Origin of the sequence: Dyella nitratireducens (assembly GCF_014642835.1) — a bacterium.
Classification (GTDB): Bacteria; Pseudomonadota; Gammaproteobacteria; order Xanthomonadales; family Rhodanobacteraceae; genus Dyella_B; species Dyella_B nitratireducens.
Genome location: NZ_BMJA01000001.1, coordinates 1,848,044 through 1,866,827 on the forward strand (window position 1 = coordinate 1,848,044; position 18,784 = coordinate 1,866,827).

An 18,784-nucleotide genomic window follows, 5' to 3' on the forward strand; every position below is an offset into this window, starting at 1 on the left:
CTGCTCCGCGCTTACTGCGATGAGGTTTTCGACGCAGCGTGCTGTTGCGCGCGCCGCTGCAAATAGGCTTCGACGCGGGCGTGAGTGCGCTCGTCAGCGGCAGGCCCCGCATGCATGGCGTGGCGTGCGCGATCGATGGGTTCGCCCGTTTTGGCGTCGACCATCACTGGCTCGACGATGTCGCCGGTGAGTTCATCGATCAGCTGCATGGCCTGCCCTTCGACGGCGAAATGACGATTACCCCATGCCATCAGGGCCACCAGCACGGGACGGAAATCGCGTCCGCGTGGGGTGAGCACGTATTCGTAGCGCGGCGGCTTTTCGCTGTAGCGGACGCGCTCCAGCAGGCCGGCATCGGTCAACGCACGCAGCCGGCGCGTGAGCATGTTCGGCGCGATGCCGAGGCTGGCCTGAAAATCATCAAAACGCGTCATGCCGAGCATGGCGTCGCGCAGGATCAGGATGCTCCACCACTCGCCAACGCGCTCAAGGCTGCGCGCGATCGGGCATCGCATATCGTCAAAGCTGGTTCTTTGCATGGCGCTTTACTACCCAGGCAGGCATTGCATGGACGCAGATCATGCGCCAAGTAACTATCATTATGCAAGTTACTAGATCAAGGAAGCCCACTCATACCAAGCAAGCCATTGAAAATATTTGAAATCTTGTCATTGCCATGCGTTGCATTCCGGCGTTTTTCGCTAGCGGAATGCTATCCACCAAAGAAAACCGCTCAGATGCCGATGGCGCGCCGCATGCCCATCACCTAGCAGCTCGCAGGAACGACCGGGTCATAAATTTCGCGTATGCAAAAACCGCCGAACCCTTTAACCGGATACGAACGAGCAGACCGCTAGCCTGAACTTCCGCGACGCACCATCGAGGAATGTTTATGGATCCGACGATGTTTGACCTGCCGCCCACCACCGTGGATCAAGACACCGAAACCCGTCGTGTCTCAACCGAACCTGCAGAGGGGTATGTACTCGACCCGTGGTCCGGCCTCTATCTCGAAACCGAAGTCGCGTTCAAGAGCCGCGTTACCCTGAAAGAGCCAGCGTGACGAGCAGGCCTGCGCCTGCGTTGATGATGTTCTGACTAGCGAAAACGCCACAGCGCCAACAGCAGCTTGGGGAAAACCTGCCGTTCGAGCGGAAAAGGTACGCTTGCGCCAACACTGTGGCCAAGCGGAGCTGCGCGCTGATCTAATCAAAAGATATGGGTGCACCGGAATACGTGTCATAAGACACTGATTCTAAAATTCTATAGCCATGCCTATGTTTTCATATACCCCCAAAGTTACCCCCAGGCGCATCGCGTTACCCGCAATAAAAAACCCGCGAGGGGGCTCGCGGGCTTTGGGTCATCCGTCTTTACTTTGCTTCGCCGGGAGGGGAGACCTAGCTAGGCGGTGGGACTGATGTCTCTCGACATGGGATAACTATACCGATCAGTTTGTTAATGGGGTGTAACCAGATTCCGAGCTCAAGTCGCGCGTACCGGTCCGCAATCTCCAATTGGCCGCCTTCACATCCGCTTCCTCCACGCCCTCGTATTTCTGCGACCGGAGTCGCCGGATCGATCACCGGCATGGAAGCCAGGATCTCTGCTGCCTACCCGGCGCATTGGGGGAGTCCGGGTTTCACCCCTCATGTCACGGTCGGCCGGCGATTCCGCATCAAAGGGCGCCAGTCACTGGTTCACAGCAATTGCGCAAGTGAGCGCGTATCCAGTTCTGTGAACATGCTTCGAGTAAATGCATGAGTATGTCGTGCCGCTAATTTTCGTAACACGCAGACGGAAGCGGTTTGTGCGGATTGGTAATCATCGTGACTGAGATGTCGAACTCGGTGCGGAATATTGCCGAGGCTCTTCGGCCTTTGTTCGCCAGCCTCGCCTTTCCAGCCCAATGCAAACATCTTCTTTGACAGCCCATAACACACAATAAATGGCAGAAATCGATAATACCAAGAGTAAAGCTAAATGTTGCGCCCGAAGATCCCGCCATTCGAGAAAGAGAGCGCAAGCTGGGCTGGCGCTTGCAATTAATCCATAAAAAAGCTTTGCCTTTCGCGCAACTTCTCCCTTTCCTACCAATTCTTCCATGTTCTTATGAGGGAGCTCACAGCCTAGATGGAATTGTTCTTCTATTGCCATCGCTGACTTGAAGCTTCCCTCAAGTAGTCGATGATAAATCTTTTGATCAAGCACCCATAGGACGAAAACGCCAATAGCACTCCCGATAGCTAACGTAAACGCGATTTTTGCATTTTCACTAGGAGTGGGGTGCGCATGAATCCAGCCGAGTGCGCCGAGGGCCGCAAGCATCCATCCTGAGGCGAGTTTTCGATACTCGGATTGAAGCGAATTAAAATGCCTTTCGTTGAGGCCAATCTCTTGCAAAAGAGCAATTTTGGCATCCTCTTTAGAAGCATTCGACTGCTTGATCCAATTTATCGCCGCGGCGGCCGCCGCATGGTCAGCAATTTCTTTGGAAGTCTGTAGATCGCAAACTCCAAATGCAACGGGCTTGCCTGATTGTTTATCAGGGATACCAAAGACATTCCAGCGGGCTACGTATTTACCCTCTGGCACAGCGTTTGATGAAATATCCTCGACGCGGATTATGTAATCACCGAATTCCATATCCATGAACAATCCCCGATTCTTGCAGTGCCCTTTACCTTAGCGCCCCTCTCGGTCGCTGAGTAGTGTTCCGCCCTCGCAACCTACAAGTGTCCATGCGCCTCGCGCGAGTGGCAAATCCCTTGCATCAATGTCCTTGATAAGGAACGCATAAGGGGGCATATGCATATCCGGAATCGCTTGTTTTTCGTGCTGGCGCTTGGACTTAACGCCACCGCTTTAGCTCAAAATGTACAGCCTGACACTCTGCAGCAAGGGACGCGCAGTGTCACAAATGGCTCAACCCAACTGATAGAGCAGGGCACCTACGTCAATCGGGATGGCGTGGTCGTACACAGGCCTGGCCATACAGTTTCGGGGGCTGTCCCACCTGACGCTTCCGCGCAGTGCCGCGATGGCAGTTACAGCTTCAGCCTGCATCACAGTGGCACCTGTTCGCATCATGGCGGGGTGTCGCGGTGGCTTAAATAGCTCAGCGCTCATAACACATGCGGGACAAGGGTCTGCTATCCGCATGCAAACCGAAGCAAATGAAAAGGCCAACCCCTTTCAAGGTTGGCCCTTGGTACGTTCGACCGGATGATGGCTTAGGACTGTGAATCGTTGGCTTGGTTGTCGGCATCGTTCGATTCAGCCTCACCCTCGGTCTCGGCCTTTTTCTTTGTGGTCAACGAGGCGCTGCGCAATTTCCGTCGCGCGCATCAGATCGCCCTCCGCAGCACGTGGTCACTGTTCGCGCTGGCAGGGGAACTCGCGCTTGCGTGTTGGCCGCCCTGGGCAGTCGGAGGCGCTTCGTCCTCCCAGCGGCGACCGTTGAGCCAGGTCGCGGCATGGGGGACGAACTGCCCACCATCGCGCTGCCATTGATCGCACGTCCGCTGACGCGCCACTGCGGCCAACATGACTTCCAGCAACTCGTCATCCGGTGCGACCTTGGCGAAGGCCTTTGCGGCCGCTTTCTTGCCCTGGTGACGGGGATAGGTGGACCAGAATTGATCGAACCGATCCGTCCGTCCGTCATCGGCACGATGACGAGTATTGGGTTTGGTTTGGTTGGGTTGGGTTTGGTTCTGGTTGGCATACCCTTCGGGAAGGGTTTCCGAAATGGTTTCCAGAACGGTTTGATCTTCTGCCGTCCAGAAGTCCGAAAACTCCAGCATGGCGCGGGCTACGCGGGTTTTCGCCTCACCCTTCGGGAGCGCGCTGAATTCGGCAAAACGTGCCTTGGCGATGTTCCCGTTGGCGATCCGATTCCAGCGCAGGAAGTTGGGCAAAAAAACAACGTCGTTGAAACGGTATGCAAAACCGCTTGCAGACAGTTCCTGCAACCCTTTCGAAACGGTTTCGGTATCCCATCCCAAATCGGCCATCACATAGCCGTTGGGAAGGCGATAACAGCCGATGCCGTTTGCATGGGGACCGGTCAGCAGGTAGAGCGCCAGCAGCTTGCCGGTATCGCTCCACGCCGCTGCATCGGACGATTGCCAGAAGGCGGATTGAACCTGGCCGTATTCGCGCATCACAGCACCTCGGGAGCGCAGGTGACTTTCATGGCCGCCATGGTCGCGCAGCGTTCCACCAGCAAGCGGCGAAAGCCGATTGCCACGCGCTCCAGATTAATCAGCAGCTGTTCCTGCAGGCCGTGGGTAGCGATGTGATCAGCCAGCGCACCCAGGCTGTGACATGCCGACAGCAATTGCGCGTCGACTTCGTCCAACGGGCGATTGGTGGCGGGCATTACGCAGCCCCGCGCGAGGCAGCGACGCGCGCAGCTGCCCAACGGTCGACCTCGGATTCAATCCAGGCCGAGCAGGACTCCGTGAGCTTGACGTGCTTGGGGAACTGACCGAGCGCCTCGAGGCGGTAAATCATGGACCGGGAAAGGCCCGTACGGTCGCATGTGGCGCGAATACGCAGGAACCGTATGGGCTTTGCGTCTTCGATTGTGGCCAAAACGGCATTGGATTGCATTGGATAGCTCCGTATTCAGTGGGGCTATCTTCATGCTGAATTCCTCGCCGAAAGCTCGGGCAACTACCGATTTATTGGCGACTTGCCCGGCTGCGCTTTCTTTTCACGGTTGTCATTTCCTTAATACTCGACACAGTGAGTGTGGAGGCGCTCTTGAAGAAGACCTTGGTGAAAGCAAGTGCGGATTTTTCCATTGGATCACCGTATTGTTCCGCAAAGTACGAAGCTAGGCATTTGATGAAGTATGTGCGGTGCGCATCCTCGCTCTTTGGTTTCGCGATCGATGGAGGTTTTTTCCCCCAGATCTCGGCCCCTTCTGCCAATTTGGCCAACAGCCTGGGAAGCTCATTTGCAGTTACCTGAGCAAAGTCAAAGCCGCCGGCGCAATATCCAGCGTGCCAATCCTTATTCCATAGATTCTCGTTTGCATACATGCTTCGCCAGCGCCGGTAGTGATCTTGATGGATATCCAATGCTGCGTCGTCCAAATCAAACTCTTCGGGCAGCCCAAAGATAGGATGGACCAGGATCGATAGTGTTTTGGCAAGCTCTTTTGCCTGCTTGGCCACCTTCTTTGCAGCGTCGCTTTGCTCTTGTCCTGAAAGCGCGACGAACCCTTTGAACCCGTCATGCGCTCGAAAGCATGCATCAGCTAAAAGATGAACATGCATTTCGGAAGGAATTGGCTGAAGCCCATGCGACGAAAGAGCCGCATGGACTTCGTCAAACGACCTTAGTGCCTCAGCCTTGTTCTGAAAAGAGAGTTTTCGCCTTTGTTCGAAATCTTCGAACCGCTTTTCAAGAGACTTCCAGGCGCTGGCAATTCCCTTGGCTGACGCAAGATCATTGACGATTTGAATTAGACGATCATGATGCTCGTCACCTGCAGCAAAAAAGGAAGACGCCGCATCGGACTTTGCCTTTGCAACCCAGGCCGGATTTCTCTCTTTCGAACTAGCCATTGTCTCTCATGCCCTGATAAGAGCACCGCTCCAGCGTGTGCAGTGCTCGGTTTTGGTCGGCAGACCCAGATGCGGTGATTTAGATTGGATCTTGTGCAGAATCCGGCCACGAATCCTCTTGGATGCGGCCAAAAAGGTATGTTTGCCGCTTCAATTCGTCGAGTTCGTGCCTCAACTCTCTAACAGCATCTCCGGCATCGTAAAGCTGACGGCGCAAACTCTCTTCGCGCTCGTAACTTACGTCCCGGCACTCTTTCAGAATGGCATGGATCTCAGACTGAATTCTTTCCAAGTCGAGAATCCTTAGCACGGTGTCGAGATTTTTCCTAAGTGTGTCAAAGGCCTTTTCGTTGCATTGCCCCGAGCATACGGCAGCGCCAAGGGAGGCACTTTCCAGCGCACCATACAAGCGCCACATAAAATCCCTCACTACATTTCGCGCTGGTGGTGGAACGTAGTAACTGCCGGCTGCGGCGTCAAAGGAAGCTACCCCGCTATCGTCGCTAACGATATCTTTGATCGTGAAATTTGCGCTCATCATAGATCCCTTTTGATCCTTCAATAGCGTCGCGCCAGCCAGGGAAGGCGCCCGGCTTTCGGATGGCGGTTCTAGGCGCGGCAACAAGCATGCTGATGCATTTGGAAACAAATGCAGTTCTAATCATCGGCCCGTTGAGAAACCTCAATGATGCAAGTGCCATGCTTGCGGCCCCACCCCTTTAGCACCTCTATTTCAGATACCAAATCTTTGAGCAGAGCTCTTTGGGCGCATTGCAATCCTTCGACTACATACGCGCTTAGAGGGGTGTAGGCGATTCCTTCTTTGTCATCTGCAAGAAGCTTGTTCCTAGCATCGGCATCGAAGAGATTTAATATTCCCTCAAGCCCGCAGATCTTTTCTTGGAGTGAGGCCATGCGGCGGGAGATTGCATCACTCCATCCGCTTAGCGCCCACTCATTCTCATACCAAATAGGCTCAGGGCTCGAAATTGAAAGGGTTTCAACAATGGTATCTGCCGCGGATGAATCCATGACTTCGCCTCCAAATCGCTGGTGATAGAAGCACCTATGTCGACATGACAAGGGTGGCGGACGTGCAGGGGTGGAAAGCCGGCTAGTAGGTAACCGGTCAGCGCAAGGCTGCCCTGCACGCCCACCATAAAGCGGGCATGACGCAACGGGCACAAAAAAAGCGCCATAGGCGCCGTTGCGCCTACTAATTCTCAGGTTTCCACGCCTGGTCCCCGAATTGGCAGGGACTCGCTGACATTGCTCCCTGGCAGGCCGCTTGTCAACTTCCCTCAATTGCGCTTTGATGGTCGAAAGGGGGTATATGGACGATACCAACGCAAGACCGCGGCACCGCCGGCGCTGGCTCATCGCGCTAATCGTTTTCTGTGCACTTACGATTGCCGCATACACGCAACTGACAATCTTCGTTGTGCCTCCGATTGGAGCTGTCCCTGAAGGGCGCACCATCGTCATGCTGCGCTTAAACAAAACCAAGTTTATCGACAGCCCCGACGCAATGTGCGATCGAATGATGAGCGGCGTGAGCTTGATATGTCGCGGGATTGCCATAGCGGCTGTAGCGCGCAATATGACCGTCATCGCACGACTTCCGTACAGCGAAACTCTTTATCTCATTTCCACCGATGGCAAGACGTATTCGAGGTGAATTATGGGCGTTCTCATCATTGCAGCTGTCATCGGATTACTTCCAGCATTCATCGCTCAGAGTAAAGGCCGTTCTTTCGGATTGTGGTGGCTATATGGTGCTGCGATTTTCATCATCGCAACACCACATGCATTGCTGCTGAAGCCTGATCACAAGGGGCTTGATCAAGCTAAGATCGAGAGCGGCCTCAAAAAATGCCCACAGTGCGCCGAGTTCGTAAAGGAAGAAGCTCGAATCTGCCGCTTTTGCCAGCACACATTTGATGCACCTGCACCGATCAACTTAGGTGGAGCAATGATCGAGGGCAAGACGGACATCTATGCAATGATCGCTGCCACGGTCAATGGTGATCGTTGGTTATGCGCCGATGCGTGCGCGATGTTTCTCGGTATGATCGCAGCGAAAGGTTCGCCGAATCGCCGAGGCTTTCTGGAGCGTGTCGCATGCCGACGTGACTTTCCAAAGCCGAATCCGATCACGCGATCATGGAAGAAATCGGAAGTCGGCGAATGGGCGATGAATCAGAAGCGACAACGACGAGCGATCACAGGGAACATTGATGAGCCTTTGCCTGTACTGCGACGAGCTCGCCGAGGTGACTCGCACCCGCCTGAAGCGCAAACAGGTCGAGTTCTTGGTGCGGAATGGAATCCGACATTACGTCGATGCCCATGGCTGGCCTGTAGTCACTCGCGCAGCTATCGGTATAGGTTCAGAAGTTGAGACCAAAATTGCGCCAAAACCGTGGCATCCGAATAAAGCGATCGATTAGCGCTATACGATAGACCGCCAGATTCGTTGGCGACCGGCTGAGGTAACAGTGCCGACGTTTCAGTGGCGAGCTGCCGTTCTTTTGTCGCGATATGTAAGGGGCCTTAGGACAACCGAAGGGGGATGCCATGCTTGGGAAGTCAATCGCGATTGCAGTTCTGACCTCAGTTGCTCTTTTTTTAAGACCGACTCAGGCAGCCGACGAACGATGCTTTAAGACCATTCAGGTGCCGAAATATCAACTCGCAGAAGTTCCATTCGTAGCTCTGCCAGATCAGCATTCGGATTCAATGCAGCTTGCATCGGTGCAGCTTGCAGATGGAGGCACATGTGCTCTCTTGAATTCAGATCGCGCGCATAACTACGAAAGAGTTTTATGTAAAGACGCGCGTGGCGTCACCAAGTCCAGTGCGGCCCTGCAACCTGGATTCGGAGCAGTGGCGACTTTTTCCAAGACGGGTGTCGCCGTGCTTGTGGGGAGGAAAGTATGGAACGGTCCTGTATTGATGTTCGTTGCCTATACCGATGGTCACATCAACGGACCATACTCCGGGGGGAATGGCGCGACAAACGGTGCACAGCCTCAATTCTTGAGTGATGGAACCACGTTGCTTCCATTGAATGGCGGCTACCTGTTTGTGCGTCCGAATGGCAATACGTTCACATTCGTGCCGAAAAACAACGTAACTGTATTTTCTGCAGCCGTTATGGGTGACGACACTAGCGTTTTTGGAAGCACCAACGGAAGTATCTATGTAGTCAATTCAGATGGTAGCGTCCAAAACATTATCTCGGACCGGCCCGGGAGTTTCTCTCAGCCAGCCGTTGAGGCTGATGGGACTGTAGTGCTCACAGATGACGATTCTGTCCAACTGCTGAGCCAAGATGGGTTGTTGAAGACCAAGTATGTGATGCCGAGTGAGGGCGGGTTGACATTTGGCCCTCTTATTATGCTAAACGGGAACGTGGTCATATCAAACGCTTTGGGTGTCGCTGTACTTGGAAATGACGGAAGCTTTATTGATTACTTCAAGATACCGGGGAGTGATGGTCCAGCAACCAATCACCAATGGATAGTTCCACCGCGTTTGGCGCCAGACGGCACGATCGACATGACGGTTTACAAGAGCCGAGGAGGGACTTTCCCATTGGCTGTGAAGCTCCAGCAGGTTCCCGGCCAATTCAATGAGCGCCACGTTCAAATTCCAGGCGTTTGTCGAAACTAAAGCGCGAGTTTCGCCAAGTTGCCTTGCACGACAATGTGCGACTCCTTACATGCCTTGAATGAACTTGAGAAAAATATGTGGTCAGCCACATCCGTAAACTGGATCTTGAAACTCTTGCCATAGTCTTCGCTCGTCAGGTCATATAGCGAAGCCACTAGTTCAGTCGAGTCACCAGGTCCGATAGATAATGTGAGCAATTGCACTGGTGGATGTGAGCCCGGACCATGTCTCCAATCAGTCGTGCCGCCATCATCGAGTATTTTGTAACTGAACCCGTTGAGGACGTACGGAGGTGACTCGGAATCAACCTCAATCTTTAACTTTCCCCGACTGTCGTTGCGTACAGCTATGTGCACAGGAATCTCTCGATCCGAGATACCGCAAATCTGGGACACTGGTTCGACAACAAGCTTGACTCGAGCTAGGTCAACAGTGGCGCAGCCAGTCATCAATATGGCTCCAGCAACGATAAGAACTTTCATGCGGCGCATGGCAAATCCTATCCTAGAAAGGTGTCCGCTTTGCCGGCCGCCAGCCCCTGCAGCACTACAACCATCGCCATACCCATTGGATCGTTCCTGCCAGGGTTAACACCCAATAGGTCGTGCCAGTCACAGCGAACACGCCTGCTAATACACGCTCGAAGATCACGTCACTCCAGAATGCTTCAGGCGAGTTGCGCCGGGTGAATATTCCACCTCCGCGCGCGCGAGTAAATCCCCTTTTCACTATTCGCGCGCTGTCCCATACGAAGTAGATTGCGAGCGGAATATCCAGTGGCCCCGCGAGAAATTCGAGAAAGGCTAATCTGTGCCGATCAGTGTCGGTCAACGTGCACCCTCCAAGAAGGGCTGTTGAGGCAATGATGAGGAAATGCATGAGACGCCGCATAACTAGCCCCTAGGTCACTGCCGTGTTGCGCGGGTGGTGATCATTGGTTGAGGTCCCGTGCATCAACACCAAAAAGCAAAGCCCCAGCATTGCCGGGGCTTTGGACACGTCCTGTGCATGATGCCCCACTCGTCGGATCGCGACATCCTGTTGCGACTGACATCCGTGTCACCAGCCGAATGTCGGCGGGACTCACGGGGCACAGGGTTATTCTGTGCGACTGCATGAGACTCGGCTATCAGGGGCCTTCGCTTTCTGTTGTAGGCGAACTCCTACAGTAAGCACTCGCTCGCAAGTACACGGATAACCGTCTGCGGCTGGGAAGGTCCGCTTCGAGTCGAAGTGGACATTAGCGAAGCAGGTCTTGCCGATTCCGCGCGCAACATTCCATTGGTGATACTTGCGACGTCAGCTTCTTGCGTGACAGGATTTGGCAGGGGAATCTTGGCCGTATCACCGATGGATCGCAACTTACTGCGATCCACGCTCCCCGTGTGACTTAAGGAAAGTCAGGCGAGGCCAGGCGCCACATGTCAGACGGGGCGATCGCGGAATCCACCACCATTGTCGCCGTCGATGACTACAACCACGACGGCCTTGCCGATCTGGTGTGGAGCAACGGCAGCAACCTGACTCTGTCGACTAACGCGGGCACATGCGCATCGCAGTGCACCTTCACGCCCACCACGCTCGCGGCACCCGCCGCAGGCATGACTGTCTTCAAGAAGAACGTGCCCAACACGCCATAAGCGAAACGGCGACGATGAAACGGAAAGTATCCGCTTCGTCGTCGCCGCATTTTTCAATTTTCATCGATGCCGTTGCGCCAACCTCGCGCGCACGTCCGGACACTCAACTATCACAAAACTCTGCGATACATCGTATCGAATGTATGCGCGAAGTCAAACTAGCGATGGCCAATTCGATAAATTACTGCAGGACTTCGTGGCGACGTAGATTCAAAGGGGCGTTCGTAATCATCGACTGACCAGCGAACAAACCGTAACACACAGATGCCCTCCCTAAACTGACGCGACGCCTCGTCCAGCATGTCGCGTACTGTTCGAGAATCATCTTTGAAAAATGGCTCTGCATGTAACGATTCAAGATCCGTTGCCGCATTGGCAGCGATATGCATCGTCACATCATTAATGAATGTTCGAAATTTCGCAGATTTCGCCACGAAATCCGAATCGCAACCAAATTCAGCAAGAACCCCAATTCGGCCGAGATGGACGTAAGAGTGCAAAACTCGATAGATGGGCATTCTTATCACCCCAACAGCAATAGATGACGCCTACTTTAGGTCTGTTTTGGGTCGAAGGTGGAGGCTCAACTCAAGCCGACTCATCTCCGCCTCACGGGGCCAGCGATTGAGTCGCGAGCAAACACCGATCATATCGTCCAGTGAGCAGATGTCATAAAAAGGGGGCTTCGCTAGTGATCGTACCGCTGCCTGCCCAAAGGTTCATTGTGCTCGTTTCGAAGCAAGTTAATGAACTGGCGCAGAGACAAGGTAGCGCAGCTCAAGCATTCGGCGAGCTTCAGCAGAACGATTGGTGCACTGAGAGCAGACTAGAGTGCCTTACACCACGAGGAGTGATCGGTCTCTGCCAGCTTAAAGATGCGCTGGGTTACTCCAACCCTGCCTGCATTTTGACCATCCTGACCGACCTCGTCGACGATCAAGCCGCAGTGCTGAATACCGCCACTGGTGACCGCCTGTGCAACATATCGCCGCCCGCTACTGGGCGTGAATGTGGCCATTCCTGTGCATATGTGATTGACGATGTTCGATCCGGAGACTGTCGCTCCAGTACCCACGCTGATAGAAATGGTGACCGGCTCGCCGCCCCTTACGTTGATCCATTTGGGCGCACCCGCGATGCCGCCATATACCCACTTTCGTCCTGAGCATGTTTCGGAATGGTCGTATATCTGACCAACACTCGAGTAATTGGAATTGCCGGACAGAAATATGGCGGCCGTGTCACTGCTGGCAGGCAGTGACTTATATATGGGTGGAAGACACGACGATAGTAAAAGGCAAGCAGCAACGAGCCAAGCTATCTTTACCAGCTTCATGCCATGCCCCCCTTCGTGGCCGGAACGATGATCTAGTCTATTCGATGACACCTGTTACTGCGCCTCTCTTCCCGCCAGGCTGACCAAATTTCCTTCATACTCTTCTTGTGCGCTTTGCGGCGAACGAACTGATTTCTAATCAACACGCACATGACAACGAAGAGAGCAAAAGCAGTCTTCAGGGTGCCTTGCCATGTGATCGGACCACTTCTTGCCTAGCGGATCTTAGTGAACTGGTGTCGTGACAGAAGAAGCGCTTTGCGCCGGACAGACAGGTTTGTGCGGCTGCGACTCTTTCTTCACAACATTATGCGCAGTCCAGATTGTGACAAATAGCAAGACTGACACCGTAATCCATGATGCCGATCGCTTTGTTATTCCAGAAGCGGTCAAATCAAATGCACCGGTGGCGAACACCACTGGAGCGCAAACCGCCAGCAACAAAAGGAACAGAGCTGCCCCACCGCCCACATGTGCACAAGACTCGGAGGTGCTTATGTAGATTGCGCCCACTGCACCGATGAAGGCGCCAACCATGATGGATGCGGCGTCGGATGTTGCCTTTCTCAAGCGACGCGAAAAAGAACTCTCTTCTATCTCTGCCGCGAAAAAGGTGGCCCTTACGAGTTCAAAAATTCTAGCAACGCACCAACATAGCAGGAAGAAAAGCATCGGTTTGACGTCTACGACAGACATCACAAGCTTAACCAGAGTGTCCCAATCAACTTTTACGGCAAATATCGTTGAGCATCCGACGATCAGAGCAACACTGGCTGCGGTCTTGTAGCTTTCTTGCAACTCCTTCGACCAAATGCCTTTTAGCCGTTGGTTGTATGTGCCATCCATGACTCCACCAGTTTCATTAGTTGCCGCCATTCGAGCATGAAAAACCCCGCCGGAGCAGGGTTCTTTTTAGGCCATCGCTTGTTGAATTCCGAACATCCTTCCCGCGTCCGTTTCTGAGAGCGAAAAGAGCTCGCGCGCGCCTTTCATTATTTGCTGCGAAAACACAACAACCAAGGCAATTGGAATGATGTATATAAACCATGCACTGGAGTTATAGACGAAGGCGTCGCGTAGGTATTCGTTTGCGCGGCGAACAATGTCTCTGATCTCGGCACTCGAAGTTTCCTTGATGATCTTCTCGCGCGCCATCACTCTATTTTTGAAGGCACTATCGGTGACAAAGCGTCGCTGCAACCTGAATTGCATCGACAAATCTATCCTATCAACGGAAAAGATAGCCGTGTTAATTCCCTCATGTGCAACATTGAACGCTTGCCCGTCTATTGCAGGATCGTCGATGTAGAGCTGGCGCAACTCATCACGCAAGGAAAAGAATTTATTCCGCGAGCTCGTATGAATAGCCGGCAACACGATGTTTTCGTACATGTAATGCCAAACTGACAGGATCACGAGTGAGGCAATTAGGTATTCCATGTCAATCTCCTAAGTTCCGGCTAGAAGAAAAGCTTCGTGCCGCCAGCTTCTCTTGAAGACTCGTCTTCTCCTTCCCGATTCGACCACTTTCCGCATCTGTCGTTCCTTTGACAAATCGCGCATGAGCGATCCACCCAAGCAAGGTGACTATCCACAACACGTACCCGACGATTTCATGACGGAGCAGCAGTGCTCGGAAGTCATACCACACGCCTGGCAAAGCGGATGCATCCATACGCCAAAGCCAAATTAACAATCCAAAGGACATTGTTACTGGCAGCAACTGGCCTTTATTCAGCGCAGCGACAAAGATGTCTCGAAACGCTTGTGCCCAAGTTACACGACGATCAATCGTCGTTTTGCGGTTTCCACCACTCGACTTACTACCCACGGCCCCCTCCGTGTTGCCATCCAAAGCTACCTTAGGGGGCCGAGTCTTGAAAAGAACTAGGACATTTCAGCAGGCAATCACCCCCAATGTGGAGATACTAACCTGTGAAACAAGTGCGTGGAACATGATCAACATGATTCCAAAACGATCTCTCAAGGATTGAGACTTGTCACCCGTCGTAAGGCATCTAGCCACCGGTACTGGCAATCCTGCCGTTAATTGCTATCACGTCGCCGCCATCCCGCAATCCATCAAGGTAGTTGGCCCACGCCTGCATGATCTTCCGACGCTCCAGAAGGTGCTGCGCCTTGTTGTAAACACCGGCCACGCCGGGCTCCTTGTGCGATAACTGACGCTCCAGGGCCTCTGCACTCCACCCCATTTCCCCGAGCAAGGTACGCGCCATATGGCGGAAACCGTGCCCGGTGATGATGCCTTTGTAGCCAATCCTGGCCAGCGCGGCATTGATGGCCCCATCTGACATATGACGCCTAGGATCGCGCCCGCCGGGGAAGAGATATTTCCCATGGCCCGTTAGCGGGTACAGTTCGCGCAGAATCTCCAGTGCCTGATTGGACAAGGGCACGATATGTGGCGGCGTCTGTGCGCTCTCCTTGGCCGCCTTCTTCAGCTTGCGATTGGCCGGCGGCACCGTATAGGTCGGATGCTCGCCGTCCAGGTCGAAGTGCGACCACTCTGCCATGCGGATCTCGCCAGGTCGGCAGAACCACAACGGCGCCAACCTCAGTGCGCACTTCACTGGGAACGTGCCGGTGAATCCATCGATCGCACGCATGAGCTCGCCCACCTGTGCGGGATCGGTGATCGTCGGATGATTCTTCGGGTTGCGCGCCGGCAGCGTGTCGCGCAGGTCAGCTGCAGGGTCGCGGCTGGCACGCTCGGTGGCCACGGCAAACCGGAACACCCGGCTGAGCTGATGGCGGAGCCGATGTGACTGCTCGATGTACCCTTGCTTCACTAGGTGCATCAGCAACGGGCGAATCTCCGTCACCCCGATGTCCGTAATGGGCAAGGCACCGATCCGCGGGAAGGCGTGATTTTCCAGCCGGTCGCGCTCTTTGCCGAATTGGCCTGGCGTCCATTCCGGCTGCTTTACCTCCAGCCATTCGCGGGCAATCACCTCGAAGCTGTTGGCTGCGCGTTCGGCACCAGCCACCTTTTCAGCCCTACGCTGTGCGCCAGGGTCGACCCCCTGCGCCAGCAGCTTGCGTGCTGCCTCGCGCTTCGTACGCGCATCGGCCAGGCCAGTGTCAGGGTAGGTCCCCAGTGAGAGCAGCTTCTCCTTACCCCCAAAGCGGTACTTGAGCCGCCACCACTTCGAGCCATTGGGATGCGCCAGGAGATACAAGCCTCCACCGTCCGCCATTTTCTTCGGCTTGTCGGGCGCAGGTGCTTTGCGAATGCCGGCGTCGGTAAGCGCCATTGGGGGTAACACCCTACGGGGGTAAGTCAGTTACCCCTAAACCTACCCCCAGTTAGCCCTGGATTTCAATGGACGAGGCTGGACGACATGAGACAGCAAATCGCCCGAAACCGTTGACGTAGCGCGATTTCTCGGACTTGGCTGGACGGGGATGGATGGGTACATGGTGGCTATGGGTGGACTCGAACCACCGACCCCAGCATTATGAGTGCTGTGCTCTAACCGGCTGAGCTACATAGCCAAGGAGTGCGCCGTCCGGGATCCGGAACCGGGCTTCTATTCAGGCGGGGCGCGGCAGTTTAATCGGGCTGCCCTTGCGGTTCAAGTAGTCGGCTTGCTCCCGCTTTGTAGGCTGTGGTTGAATCGATCCAGGGTCGTACGTGCTGACGTCTGGCAGAGACGGCAGTAACGGGCTCCGAGGAGGCTGGATGATCGACGCAGATGGCTACCGTCCGAATGTTGGCATCGTGCTGCTCAATGCAGACGGCCGGCTGTTCTGGGCGCGCCGCGTCCATCGCGACGGCTGGCAGTTCCCCCAGGGCGGCATGCGCAGCGATGAAACCCCGGTGGAGGCCATGTACCGGGAGCTGCAGGAAGAAACCGGGCTCTTGCCCCAGCACGTGGAAGTGCTCGCCAGCACCCGCGGCTGGCTGCGCTACAAGCTGCCCAGCCGCTATATCCGCCACCATCAGCATCCCATGTGCATCGGCCAGAAGCAGGTATGGTTCCTGCTGAAGCTGGTGGGTGGCGAAGACGCGCTATGCCTGAATGCCTGTGATAAACCCGAATTCGACCTGTGGCGCTGGGTAGATTTCTGGTACCCGGCCGCCCATGTGGTGAACTTCAAGCGCGACGTCTACCACCGCGCGCTGCGCCATTTCGCACCGCTGGTGGAAACGGCCTTGTGCATCCAGCTCGGACCACAGCCGCAGTCACAAAACCGCCCTGGCCGGGGCCGGTGTGCAGCCGCCTGAACAGGCATCGTCGGCACCCATCGAACTCTAGTTGACAATCATTCGCATTCGCGTTGAAATGCGCGGCATGTACATTTGTCTCTGTAACGCCGTCACCGATCACGACATCCGCCGCGCCGCCGCGGATGGTGTGCGCAGTTTCGCCGAATTGCAGGCCCGTACCGGCTGCTCGGATTGCTGCGGCTGCTGCGAAGCCGAGGCGCGTGCCACGCTGGACAAGGCGATCGAACAGGTCACGCTGGATCTCCCCATCTTCGTTACCGCCTGAGCACACATCGAACCGCTTTCTTCGAACGCCATCGCCATCAAGCGATGGCGTTTTTCTTGGCGAATCATTCTCATTGCGACAATGCGCCGCGCGGTGCACGTATAGTTCCGCATCAACCCCGTTACGGAGAACAACCATGAAGGGTGACGCCAAGGTCATCGAGTTCCTCAACAAGGTGCTCTACAACGAATTGACCGCGATCAACCAGTACTTTCTGCATTACCGCATGTACAAGAACTGGGGTTATCAGGAACTTGCCGAGCACGAGTACAAAGAGTCGATTGATGAGATGAAGCACGCCGATCGCCTGATCGAGCGCATCCTGTTTCTGGAAGGCCTGCCCAATCTGCAGCATCTGGGCAAGTTGCGCATCGGCGAGAACGCGCTTGAGTGCATTCAGTGCGATCTCGATCTGGAGCTGGCTGCGGTGCAAGATCTGCGCGCAGCCATTGCACACAGCGAAAGCGTTGCTGATTACATAAGCCGCGATCTATTCCGCTACATCCTCTCTGCAGAGGAAGAACACATCGATTGGCTGGAAACGCAGCTCAGCCTGGTGAAGGACATCGGAGCAGAACGTTACCTGCAATCAAAGATGGAAAGTTAAGGCAAGGAAACGTCAGCAAGCTCCCTTGCATCGCGCCTCACATGCATCGAGCGCCTGTGCGCATGCTGCATGTGAGGCCAATATCGGTCTGCACTGACAGATTTCTCCGTAAAAAAGTTAAGAAGCTATTGCTTCGCGATGGTGCTGGGCGATCTGCCGCACAAAGCAGTCTTTGTTTCCTTGACGGTCTTATCACGGTCGGGCTATATCCACCGTTTTCCCGGAAGAGCCACGCATGGCTTCCCGCCCACCGCCCCGCTACGTGGTTCGTCCGCACGACGCTGTCAGTCAGCGTCGCCGGATGCTGTGGATCGGGCTGGCGTGGTTGGGCAGCGTGATTTTGGTCGCGATCCTTACCGCATTACTCGGCGGCGCATGGAAGAGCGTTGGCCCTAGCTTGACGGATCGGCGCGCCGTGCGCGCGCTCACCGCCGAGAATGAACAACTCAAGCAGCAAGTTGCCAACGTGCAACGCTCGCAACAGGTCGGCGACGTTGCCAATCAGGCACTTCGCAAAACCATTTCCCAGCGCGACGAAGAAATCAGCAGCCTGCGCGCCGATCTCGGCTTTTACTCGCGCTTGGTCGGCGGCGACGCGCAGCGCGAAGGGTTGAAGGTGCAGGAGGTGTCCTTGCAGCCGGTGACGCATTCGTCGGCATGGAACCTCACCATCAGCCTTACACAAAACGTCAAACGCGACGACGACACCAGTGGTGCCGCCATCGTCACGGTGGAAGGCCTGCGCAACAACAAAGTGGTGCAGCTCGATTGGTCCACGCTCGGCGACGCCGCCGAGAAGAACGGCATTCCCTTTCGCTTTCGCTACTTTCAGCAACTCCATACCACCATCGCGCTGCCCGCCGATTTCCGTCCGACCAGCCTGCATGTCACGGTCCGGCCCGAGAATGGCGATCCAGTCAGCCGCGCCGTCACCTGGAACGACGCCCTCTCCAGCCCTGTCACGATCACCCAAGGGGAATCCGATGCTCAGCCGTAAACGCAATGAACCCACCTCATCCTCCTCCCGGCACGCCGAGACCAGCCTGATCTCGCACGGCACCATCATCCGCGGCGACGTGCGTTTTACCGGCACGCTGCACGTGGAAGGCCGCATCGAGGGCTCGGTGCTGGGCGAGGGTGCGAATGCGGTGTTCACGCTGAGCGAGCACGGCCAGGTGCAAGGGGAGGTACGCGTGCCGCACGCCATGATCAATGGCCAGGTGAACGGCGACATCTACGCCAGCGAGCGCCTGGAACTCGCCACACAAGCCCGCGTGGTGGGCGACGTTCGCTACAGCTCGCTGGAGATGGCCGCAGGTGCGCAGGTGAACGGCCGCATTGCCCACCAGGGCGATGACCATGTGCAGCGCGAACTGCCCGCACCGGAAGTACGCAACGAGACGGCAACCGCCTGAACATGGCCAGCGCGG

General features: G+C 55.3%; 24 protein-coding genes and 1 tRNA gene. 11 read left to right on the forward strand and 14 right to left on the reverse strand.

The genetic code is table 11. The features are described from left to right. Nucleotides 1–11: 11 nt before the first annotated feature. A complete protein-coding gene (locus IEX75_RS08420; RefSeq protein WP_188793771.1) occupies nucleotides 12–539 on the reverse strand; it encodes a winged helix-turn-helix transcriptional regulator in 528 nt (175 codons plus the stop codon). Between the two features lie 353 nt (nucleotides 540–892). Between IEX75_RS08420 and IEX75_RS08425 the strand changes: the two genes are divergently transcribed. Further along, nucleotides 893–1,063 carry a hypothetical protein gene (locus tag IEX75_RS08425; protein WP_188793772.1) on the forward strand — a complete coding sequence of 57 codons (171 nt, stop codon included), beginning with the start codon at nucleotides 893–895 and terminating at the stop codon, nucleotides 1,061–1,063. 761 nt (nucleotides 1,064–1,824) lie between these two features. Here the strand turns inward: IEX75_RS08425 and IEX75_RS08430 are convergent. Continuing rightward, the gene (locus IEX75_RS08430; RefSeq protein WP_188793773.1) at nucleotides 1,825–2,652 is read right to left on the reverse strand and encodes a hypothetical protein; all 828 of its coding nucleotides are present in this window, start codon (nucleotides 2,650–2,652) and stop codon (nucleotides 1,825–1,827) included. A 156-nt stretch (nucleotides 2,653–2,808) separates the two neighbouring features. On the opposite strand from IEX75_RS08430, the gene IEX75_RS24390 reads away from it, so the two are divergent. Further along, complete coding sequence (locus IEX75_RS24390; RefSeq protein WP_188793774.1) at nucleotides 2,809–3,117, forward strand: DUF3761 domain-containing protein; 309 nt, start codon at nucleotides 2,809–2,811, stop codon at nucleotides 3,115–3,117. Between the two features lie 230 nt (nucleotides 3,118–3,347). On the opposite strand, the gene IEX75_RS08440 is transcribed toward IEX75_RS24390, so the two are convergent. The 6 genes from IEX75_RS08440 to IEX75_RS08465 form a co-directional block, all read right to left on the reverse strand. After that, a complete protein-coding gene (locus IEX75_RS08440; RefSeq protein WP_188793775.1) occupies nucleotides 3,348–4,166 on the reverse strand; it encodes a hypothetical protein in 819 nt (272 codons plus the stop codon). Beyond that, nucleotides 4,166–4,384, reverse strand: coding sequence for a hypothetical protein (locus IEX75_RS08445; RefSeq protein WP_188793776.1), 219 nt, complete (start codon nucleotides 4,382–4,384; stop codon nucleotides 4,166–4,168). Before IEX75_RS08445 ends, IEX75_RS08440 begins: the two co-directional genes overlap by 1 nt. Continuing rightward, nucleotides 4,384–4,617: a helix-turn-helix transcriptional regulator gene (locus IEX75_RS24435; RefSeq protein WP_188793777.1), complete on the reverse strand. Its 234-nt coding sequence runs from the start codon at nucleotides 4,615–4,617 to the stop codon at nucleotides 4,384–4,386. The genes IEX75_RS08445 and IEX75_RS24435 overlap by 1 nt, the downstream gene beginning before the upstream one ends. Before the next feature lie 71 nt (nucleotides 4,618–4,688). After that, nucleotides 4,689–5,579, reverse strand: coding sequence for a hypothetical protein (locus IEX75_RS08455; protein WP_188793778.1), 891 nt, complete (start codon nucleotides 5,577–5,579; stop codon nucleotides 4,689–4,691). A gap of 79 nt (nucleotides 5,580–5,658) precedes the next feature. After that, entirely contained in the window at nucleotides 5,659–6,120 is a 462-nt protein-coding gene (locus tag IEX75_RS08460) for a hypothetical protein (protein WP_188793779.1), read from the reverse strand. Nucleotides 6,121–6,236: 116 nt separating this feature from the next. After that, nucleotides 6,237–6,611: a hypothetical protein gene (locus IEX75_RS08465; protein WP_188793780.1), complete on the reverse strand. Its 375-nt coding sequence runs from the start codon at nucleotides 6,609–6,611 to the stop codon at nucleotides 6,237–6,239. A 301-nt stretch (nucleotides 6,612–6,912) separates the two neighbouring features. On the opposite strand from IEX75_RS08465, the gene IEX75_RS08470 reads away from it, so the two are divergent. The 4 genes from IEX75_RS08470 (at nucleotide 6,913) to IEX75_RS08490 (ending at nucleotide 10,894) form a co-directional block, all read left to right on the forward strand. Then, entirely contained in the window at nucleotides 6,913–7,257 is a 345-nt protein-coding gene (locus tag IEX75_RS08470) for a hypothetical protein (RefSeq protein WP_229720699.1), read from the forward strand. A 559-nt stretch (nucleotides 7,258–7,816) separates the two neighbouring features. Beyond that, complete coding sequence (locus IEX75_RS08480) at nucleotides 7,817–8,029, forward strand: DUF4224 domain-containing protein (protein WP_188793781.1); 213 nt, start codon at nucleotides 7,817–7,819, stop codon at nucleotides 8,027–8,029. A 127-nt stretch (nucleotides 8,030–8,156) separates the two neighbouring features. Beyond that, nucleotides 8,157–9,254 (forward strand): hypothetical protein, encoded by a 1,098-nt coding sequence (locus IEX75_RS08485; protein ID WP_188793782.1) that lies wholly within the window; start codon nucleotides 8,157–8,159, stop codon nucleotides 9,252–9,254. 1,421 nt (nucleotides 9,255–10,675) lie between these two features. Next, nucleotides 10,676–10,894 carry an FG-GAP repeat protein gene (locus tag IEX75_RS08490; RefSeq protein ID WP_188793783.1) on the forward strand — a complete coding sequence of 73 codons (219 nt, stop codon included), beginning with the start codon at nucleotides 10,676–10,678 and terminating at the stop codon, nucleotides 10,892–10,894. A 158-nt stretch (nucleotides 10,895–11,052) separates the two neighbouring features. Here IEX75_RS08490 and IEX75_RS08495 read toward each other — a convergent pair whose 3' ends face one another. The 6 genes from IEX75_RS08495 to IEX75_RS08520 form a co-directional block, all read right to left on the reverse strand. Beyond that, nucleotides 11,053–11,412, reverse strand: coding sequence for a hypothetical protein (locus IEX75_RS08495; RefSeq protein WP_188793784.1), 360 nt, complete (start codon nucleotides 11,410–11,412; stop codon nucleotides 11,053–11,055). A gap of 1,043 nt (nucleotides 11,413–12,455) precedes the next feature. Beyond that, entirely contained in the window at nucleotides 12,456–13,076 is a 621-nt protein-coding gene (locus IEX75_RS08500; protein WP_188793785.1) for a hypothetical protein, read from the reverse strand. A 66-nt stretch (nucleotides 13,077–13,142) separates the two neighbouring features. Next, nucleotides 13,143–13,670 carry a hypothetical protein gene (locus tag IEX75_RS08505; RefSeq protein WP_188793786.1) on the reverse strand — a complete coding sequence of 176 codons (528 nt, stop codon included), beginning with the start codon at nucleotides 13,668–13,670 and terminating at the stop codon, nucleotides 13,143–13,145. 1 nt (nucleotide 13,671) lies between these two features. Further along, nucleotides 13,672–14,061: a hypothetical protein gene (locus IEX75_RS08510; RefSeq protein ID WP_188793787.1), complete on the reverse strand. Its 390-nt coding sequence runs from the start codon at nucleotides 14,059–14,061 to the stop codon at nucleotides 13,672–13,674. Between the two features lie 187 nt (nucleotides 14,062–14,248). Next, nucleotides 14,249–15,505 carry a tyrosine-type recombinase/integrase gene (locus IEX75_RS08515; RefSeq protein WP_188793788.1) on the reverse strand — a complete coding sequence of 419 codons (1,257 nt, stop codon included), beginning with the start codon at nucleotides 15,503–15,505 and terminating at the stop codon, nucleotides 14,249–14,251. A gap of 164 nt (nucleotides 15,506–15,669) precedes the next feature. Beyond that, nucleotides 15,670–15,746, reverse strand: a tRNA-Met gene (locus IEX75_RS08520). Between the two features lie 187 nt (nucleotides 15,747–15,933). Here IEX75_RS08520 and IEX75_RS08525 point away from each other — a divergent pair. From IEX75_RS08525 to IEX75_RS08545, 5 genes are all read left to right on the forward strand, one after another. Next, nucleotides 15,934–16,479, forward strand: a complete 546-nt coding sequence (locus IEX75_RS08525; RefSeq protein WP_188793789.1) for an RNA pyrophosphohydrolase — start codon at nucleotides 15,934–15,936, stop codon at nucleotides 16,477–16,479. A gap of 58 nt (nucleotides 16,480–16,537) precedes the next feature. Beyond that, on the forward strand, nucleotides 16,538–16,747 hold the full coding sequence (locus IEX75_RS08530) for a (2Fe-2S)-binding protein (protein WP_423373306.1): 210 nt from the start codon (nucleotides 16,538–16,540) through the stop codon (nucleotides 16,745–16,747). Between the two features lie 136 nt (nucleotides 16,748–16,883). After that, nucleotides 16,884–17,354 (forward strand): bacterioferritin, encoded by a 471-nt coding sequence (bfr, locus tag IEX75_RS08535; RefSeq protein ID WP_188793790.1) that lies wholly within the window; start codon nucleotides 16,884–16,886, stop codon nucleotides 17,352–17,354. A gap of 235 nt (nucleotides 17,355–17,589) precedes the next feature. Beyond that, nucleotides 17,590–18,351 (forward strand): DUF6776 family protein, encoded by a 762-nt coding sequence (locus IEX75_RS08540; RefSeq protein ID WP_188793791.1) that lies wholly within the window; start codon nucleotides 17,590–17,592, stop codon nucleotides 18,349–18,351. Then, nucleotides 18,338–18,769 carry a bactofilin family protein gene (locus IEX75_RS08545; protein WP_188793792.1) on the forward strand — a complete coding sequence of 144 codons (432 nt, stop codon included), beginning with the start codon at nucleotides 18,338–18,340 and terminating at the stop codon, nucleotides 18,767–18,769. Before IEX75_RS08540 ends, IEX75_RS08545 begins: the two co-directional genes overlap by 14 nt. Nucleotides 18,770–18,784: the final 15 nt, after the last annotated feature.

Excerpts from the sequence above, each read along its gene's own strand:
- IEX75_RS08420 (WP_188793771.1), bottom strand. The coding sequence starts at position 539 with ATGCAAAGAACCAGCTTTGACGATATGCGATGCCCGATCGCGCGCAGC.
- IEX75_RS08425 (WP_188793772.1), top strand. The coding sequence starts at position 893 with ATGGATCCGACGATGTTTGACCTGCCGCCCACCACCGTGGATCAAGAC.
- IEX75_RS08430 (WP_188793773.1), bottom strand. The coding sequence starts at position 2,652 with ATGGATATGGAATTCGGTGATTACATAATCCGCGTCGAGGATATTTCA.
- IEX75_RS24390 (WP_188793774.1), top strand. The coding sequence starts at position 2,809 with ATGCATATCCGGAATCGCTTGTTTTTCGTGCTGGCGCTTGGACTTAAC.
- IEX75_RS08440 (WP_188793775.1), bottom strand. The coding sequence starts at position 4,166 with ATGCGCGAATACGGCCAGGTTCAATCCGCCTTCTGGCAATCGTCCGAT.
- IEX75_RS08445 (WP_188793776.1), bottom strand. The coding sequence starts at position 4,384 with ATGCCCGCCACCAATCGCCCGTTGGACGAAGTCGACGCGCAATTGCTG.
- IEX75_RS24435 (WP_188793777.1), bottom strand. The coding sequence starts at position 4,617 with ATGCAATCCAATGCCGTTTTGGCCACAATCGAAGACGCAAAGCCCATA.
- IEX75_RS08455 (WP_188793778.1), bottom strand. The coding sequence starts at position 5,579 with ATGGCTAGTTCGAAAGAGAGAAATCCGGCCTGGGTTGCAAAGGCAAAG.
- IEX75_RS08460 (WP_188793779.1), bottom strand. The coding sequence starts at position 6,120 with ATGATGAGCGCAAATTTCACGATCAAAGATATCGTTAGCGACGATAGC.
- IEX75_RS08465 (WP_188793780.1), bottom strand. The coding sequence starts at position 6,611 with ATGGATTCATCCGCGGCAGATACCATTGTTGAAACCCTTTCAATTTCG.
- IEX75_RS08470 (WP_229720699.1), top strand. The coding sequence starts at position 6,913 with ATGGACGATACCAACGCAAGACCGCGGCACCGCCGGCGCTGGCTCATC.
- IEX75_RS08480 (WP_188793781.1), top strand. The coding sequence starts at position 7,817 with ATGAGCCTTTGCCTGTACTGCGACGAGCTCGCCGAGGTGACTCGCACC.
- IEX75_RS08485 (WP_188793782.1), top strand. The coding sequence starts at position 8,157 with ATGCTTGGGAAGTCAATCGCGATTGCAGTTCTGACCTCAGTTGCTCTT.
- IEX75_RS08490 (WP_188793783.1), top strand. The coding sequence starts at position 10,676 with ATGTCAGACGGGGCGATCGCGGAATCCACCACCATTGTCGCCGTCGAT.
- IEX75_RS08495 (WP_188793784.1), bottom strand. The coding sequence starts at position 11,412 with ATGCCCATCTATCGAGTTTTGCACTCTTACGTCCATCTCGGCCGAATT.
- IEX75_RS08500 (WP_188793785.1), bottom strand. The coding sequence starts at position 13,076 with ATGGATGGCACATACAACCAACGGCTAAAAGGCATTTGGTCGAAGGAG.
- IEX75_RS08505 (WP_188793786.1), bottom strand. The coding sequence starts at position 13,670 with ATGGAATACCTAATTGCCTCACTCGTGATCCTGTCAGTTTGGCATTAC.
- IEX75_RS08515 (WP_188793788.1), bottom strand. The coding sequence starts at position 15,505 with ATGGCGCTTACCGACGCCGGCATTCGCAAAGCACCTGCGCCCGACAAG.
- IEX75_RS08525 (WP_188793789.1), top strand. The coding sequence starts at position 15,934 with ATGATCGACGCAGATGGCTACCGTCCGAATGTTGGCATCGTGCTGCTC.
- IEX75_RS08530 (WP_423373306.1), top strand. The coding sequence starts at position 16,538 with ATGCGCGGCATGTACATTTGTCTCTGTAACGCCGTCACCGATCACGAC.
- bfr (WP_188793790.1), top strand. The coding sequence starts at position 16,884 with ATGAAGGGTGACGCCAAGGTCATCGAGTTCCTCAACAAGGTGCTCTAC.
- IEX75_RS08540 (WP_188793791.1), top strand. The coding sequence starts at position 17,590 with ATGGCTTCCCGCCCACCGCCCCGCTACGTGGTTCGTCCGCACGACGCT.
- IEX75_RS08545 (WP_188793792.1), top strand. The coding sequence starts at position 18,338 with ATGCTCAGCCGTAAACGCAATGAACCCACCTCATCCTCCTCCCGGCAC.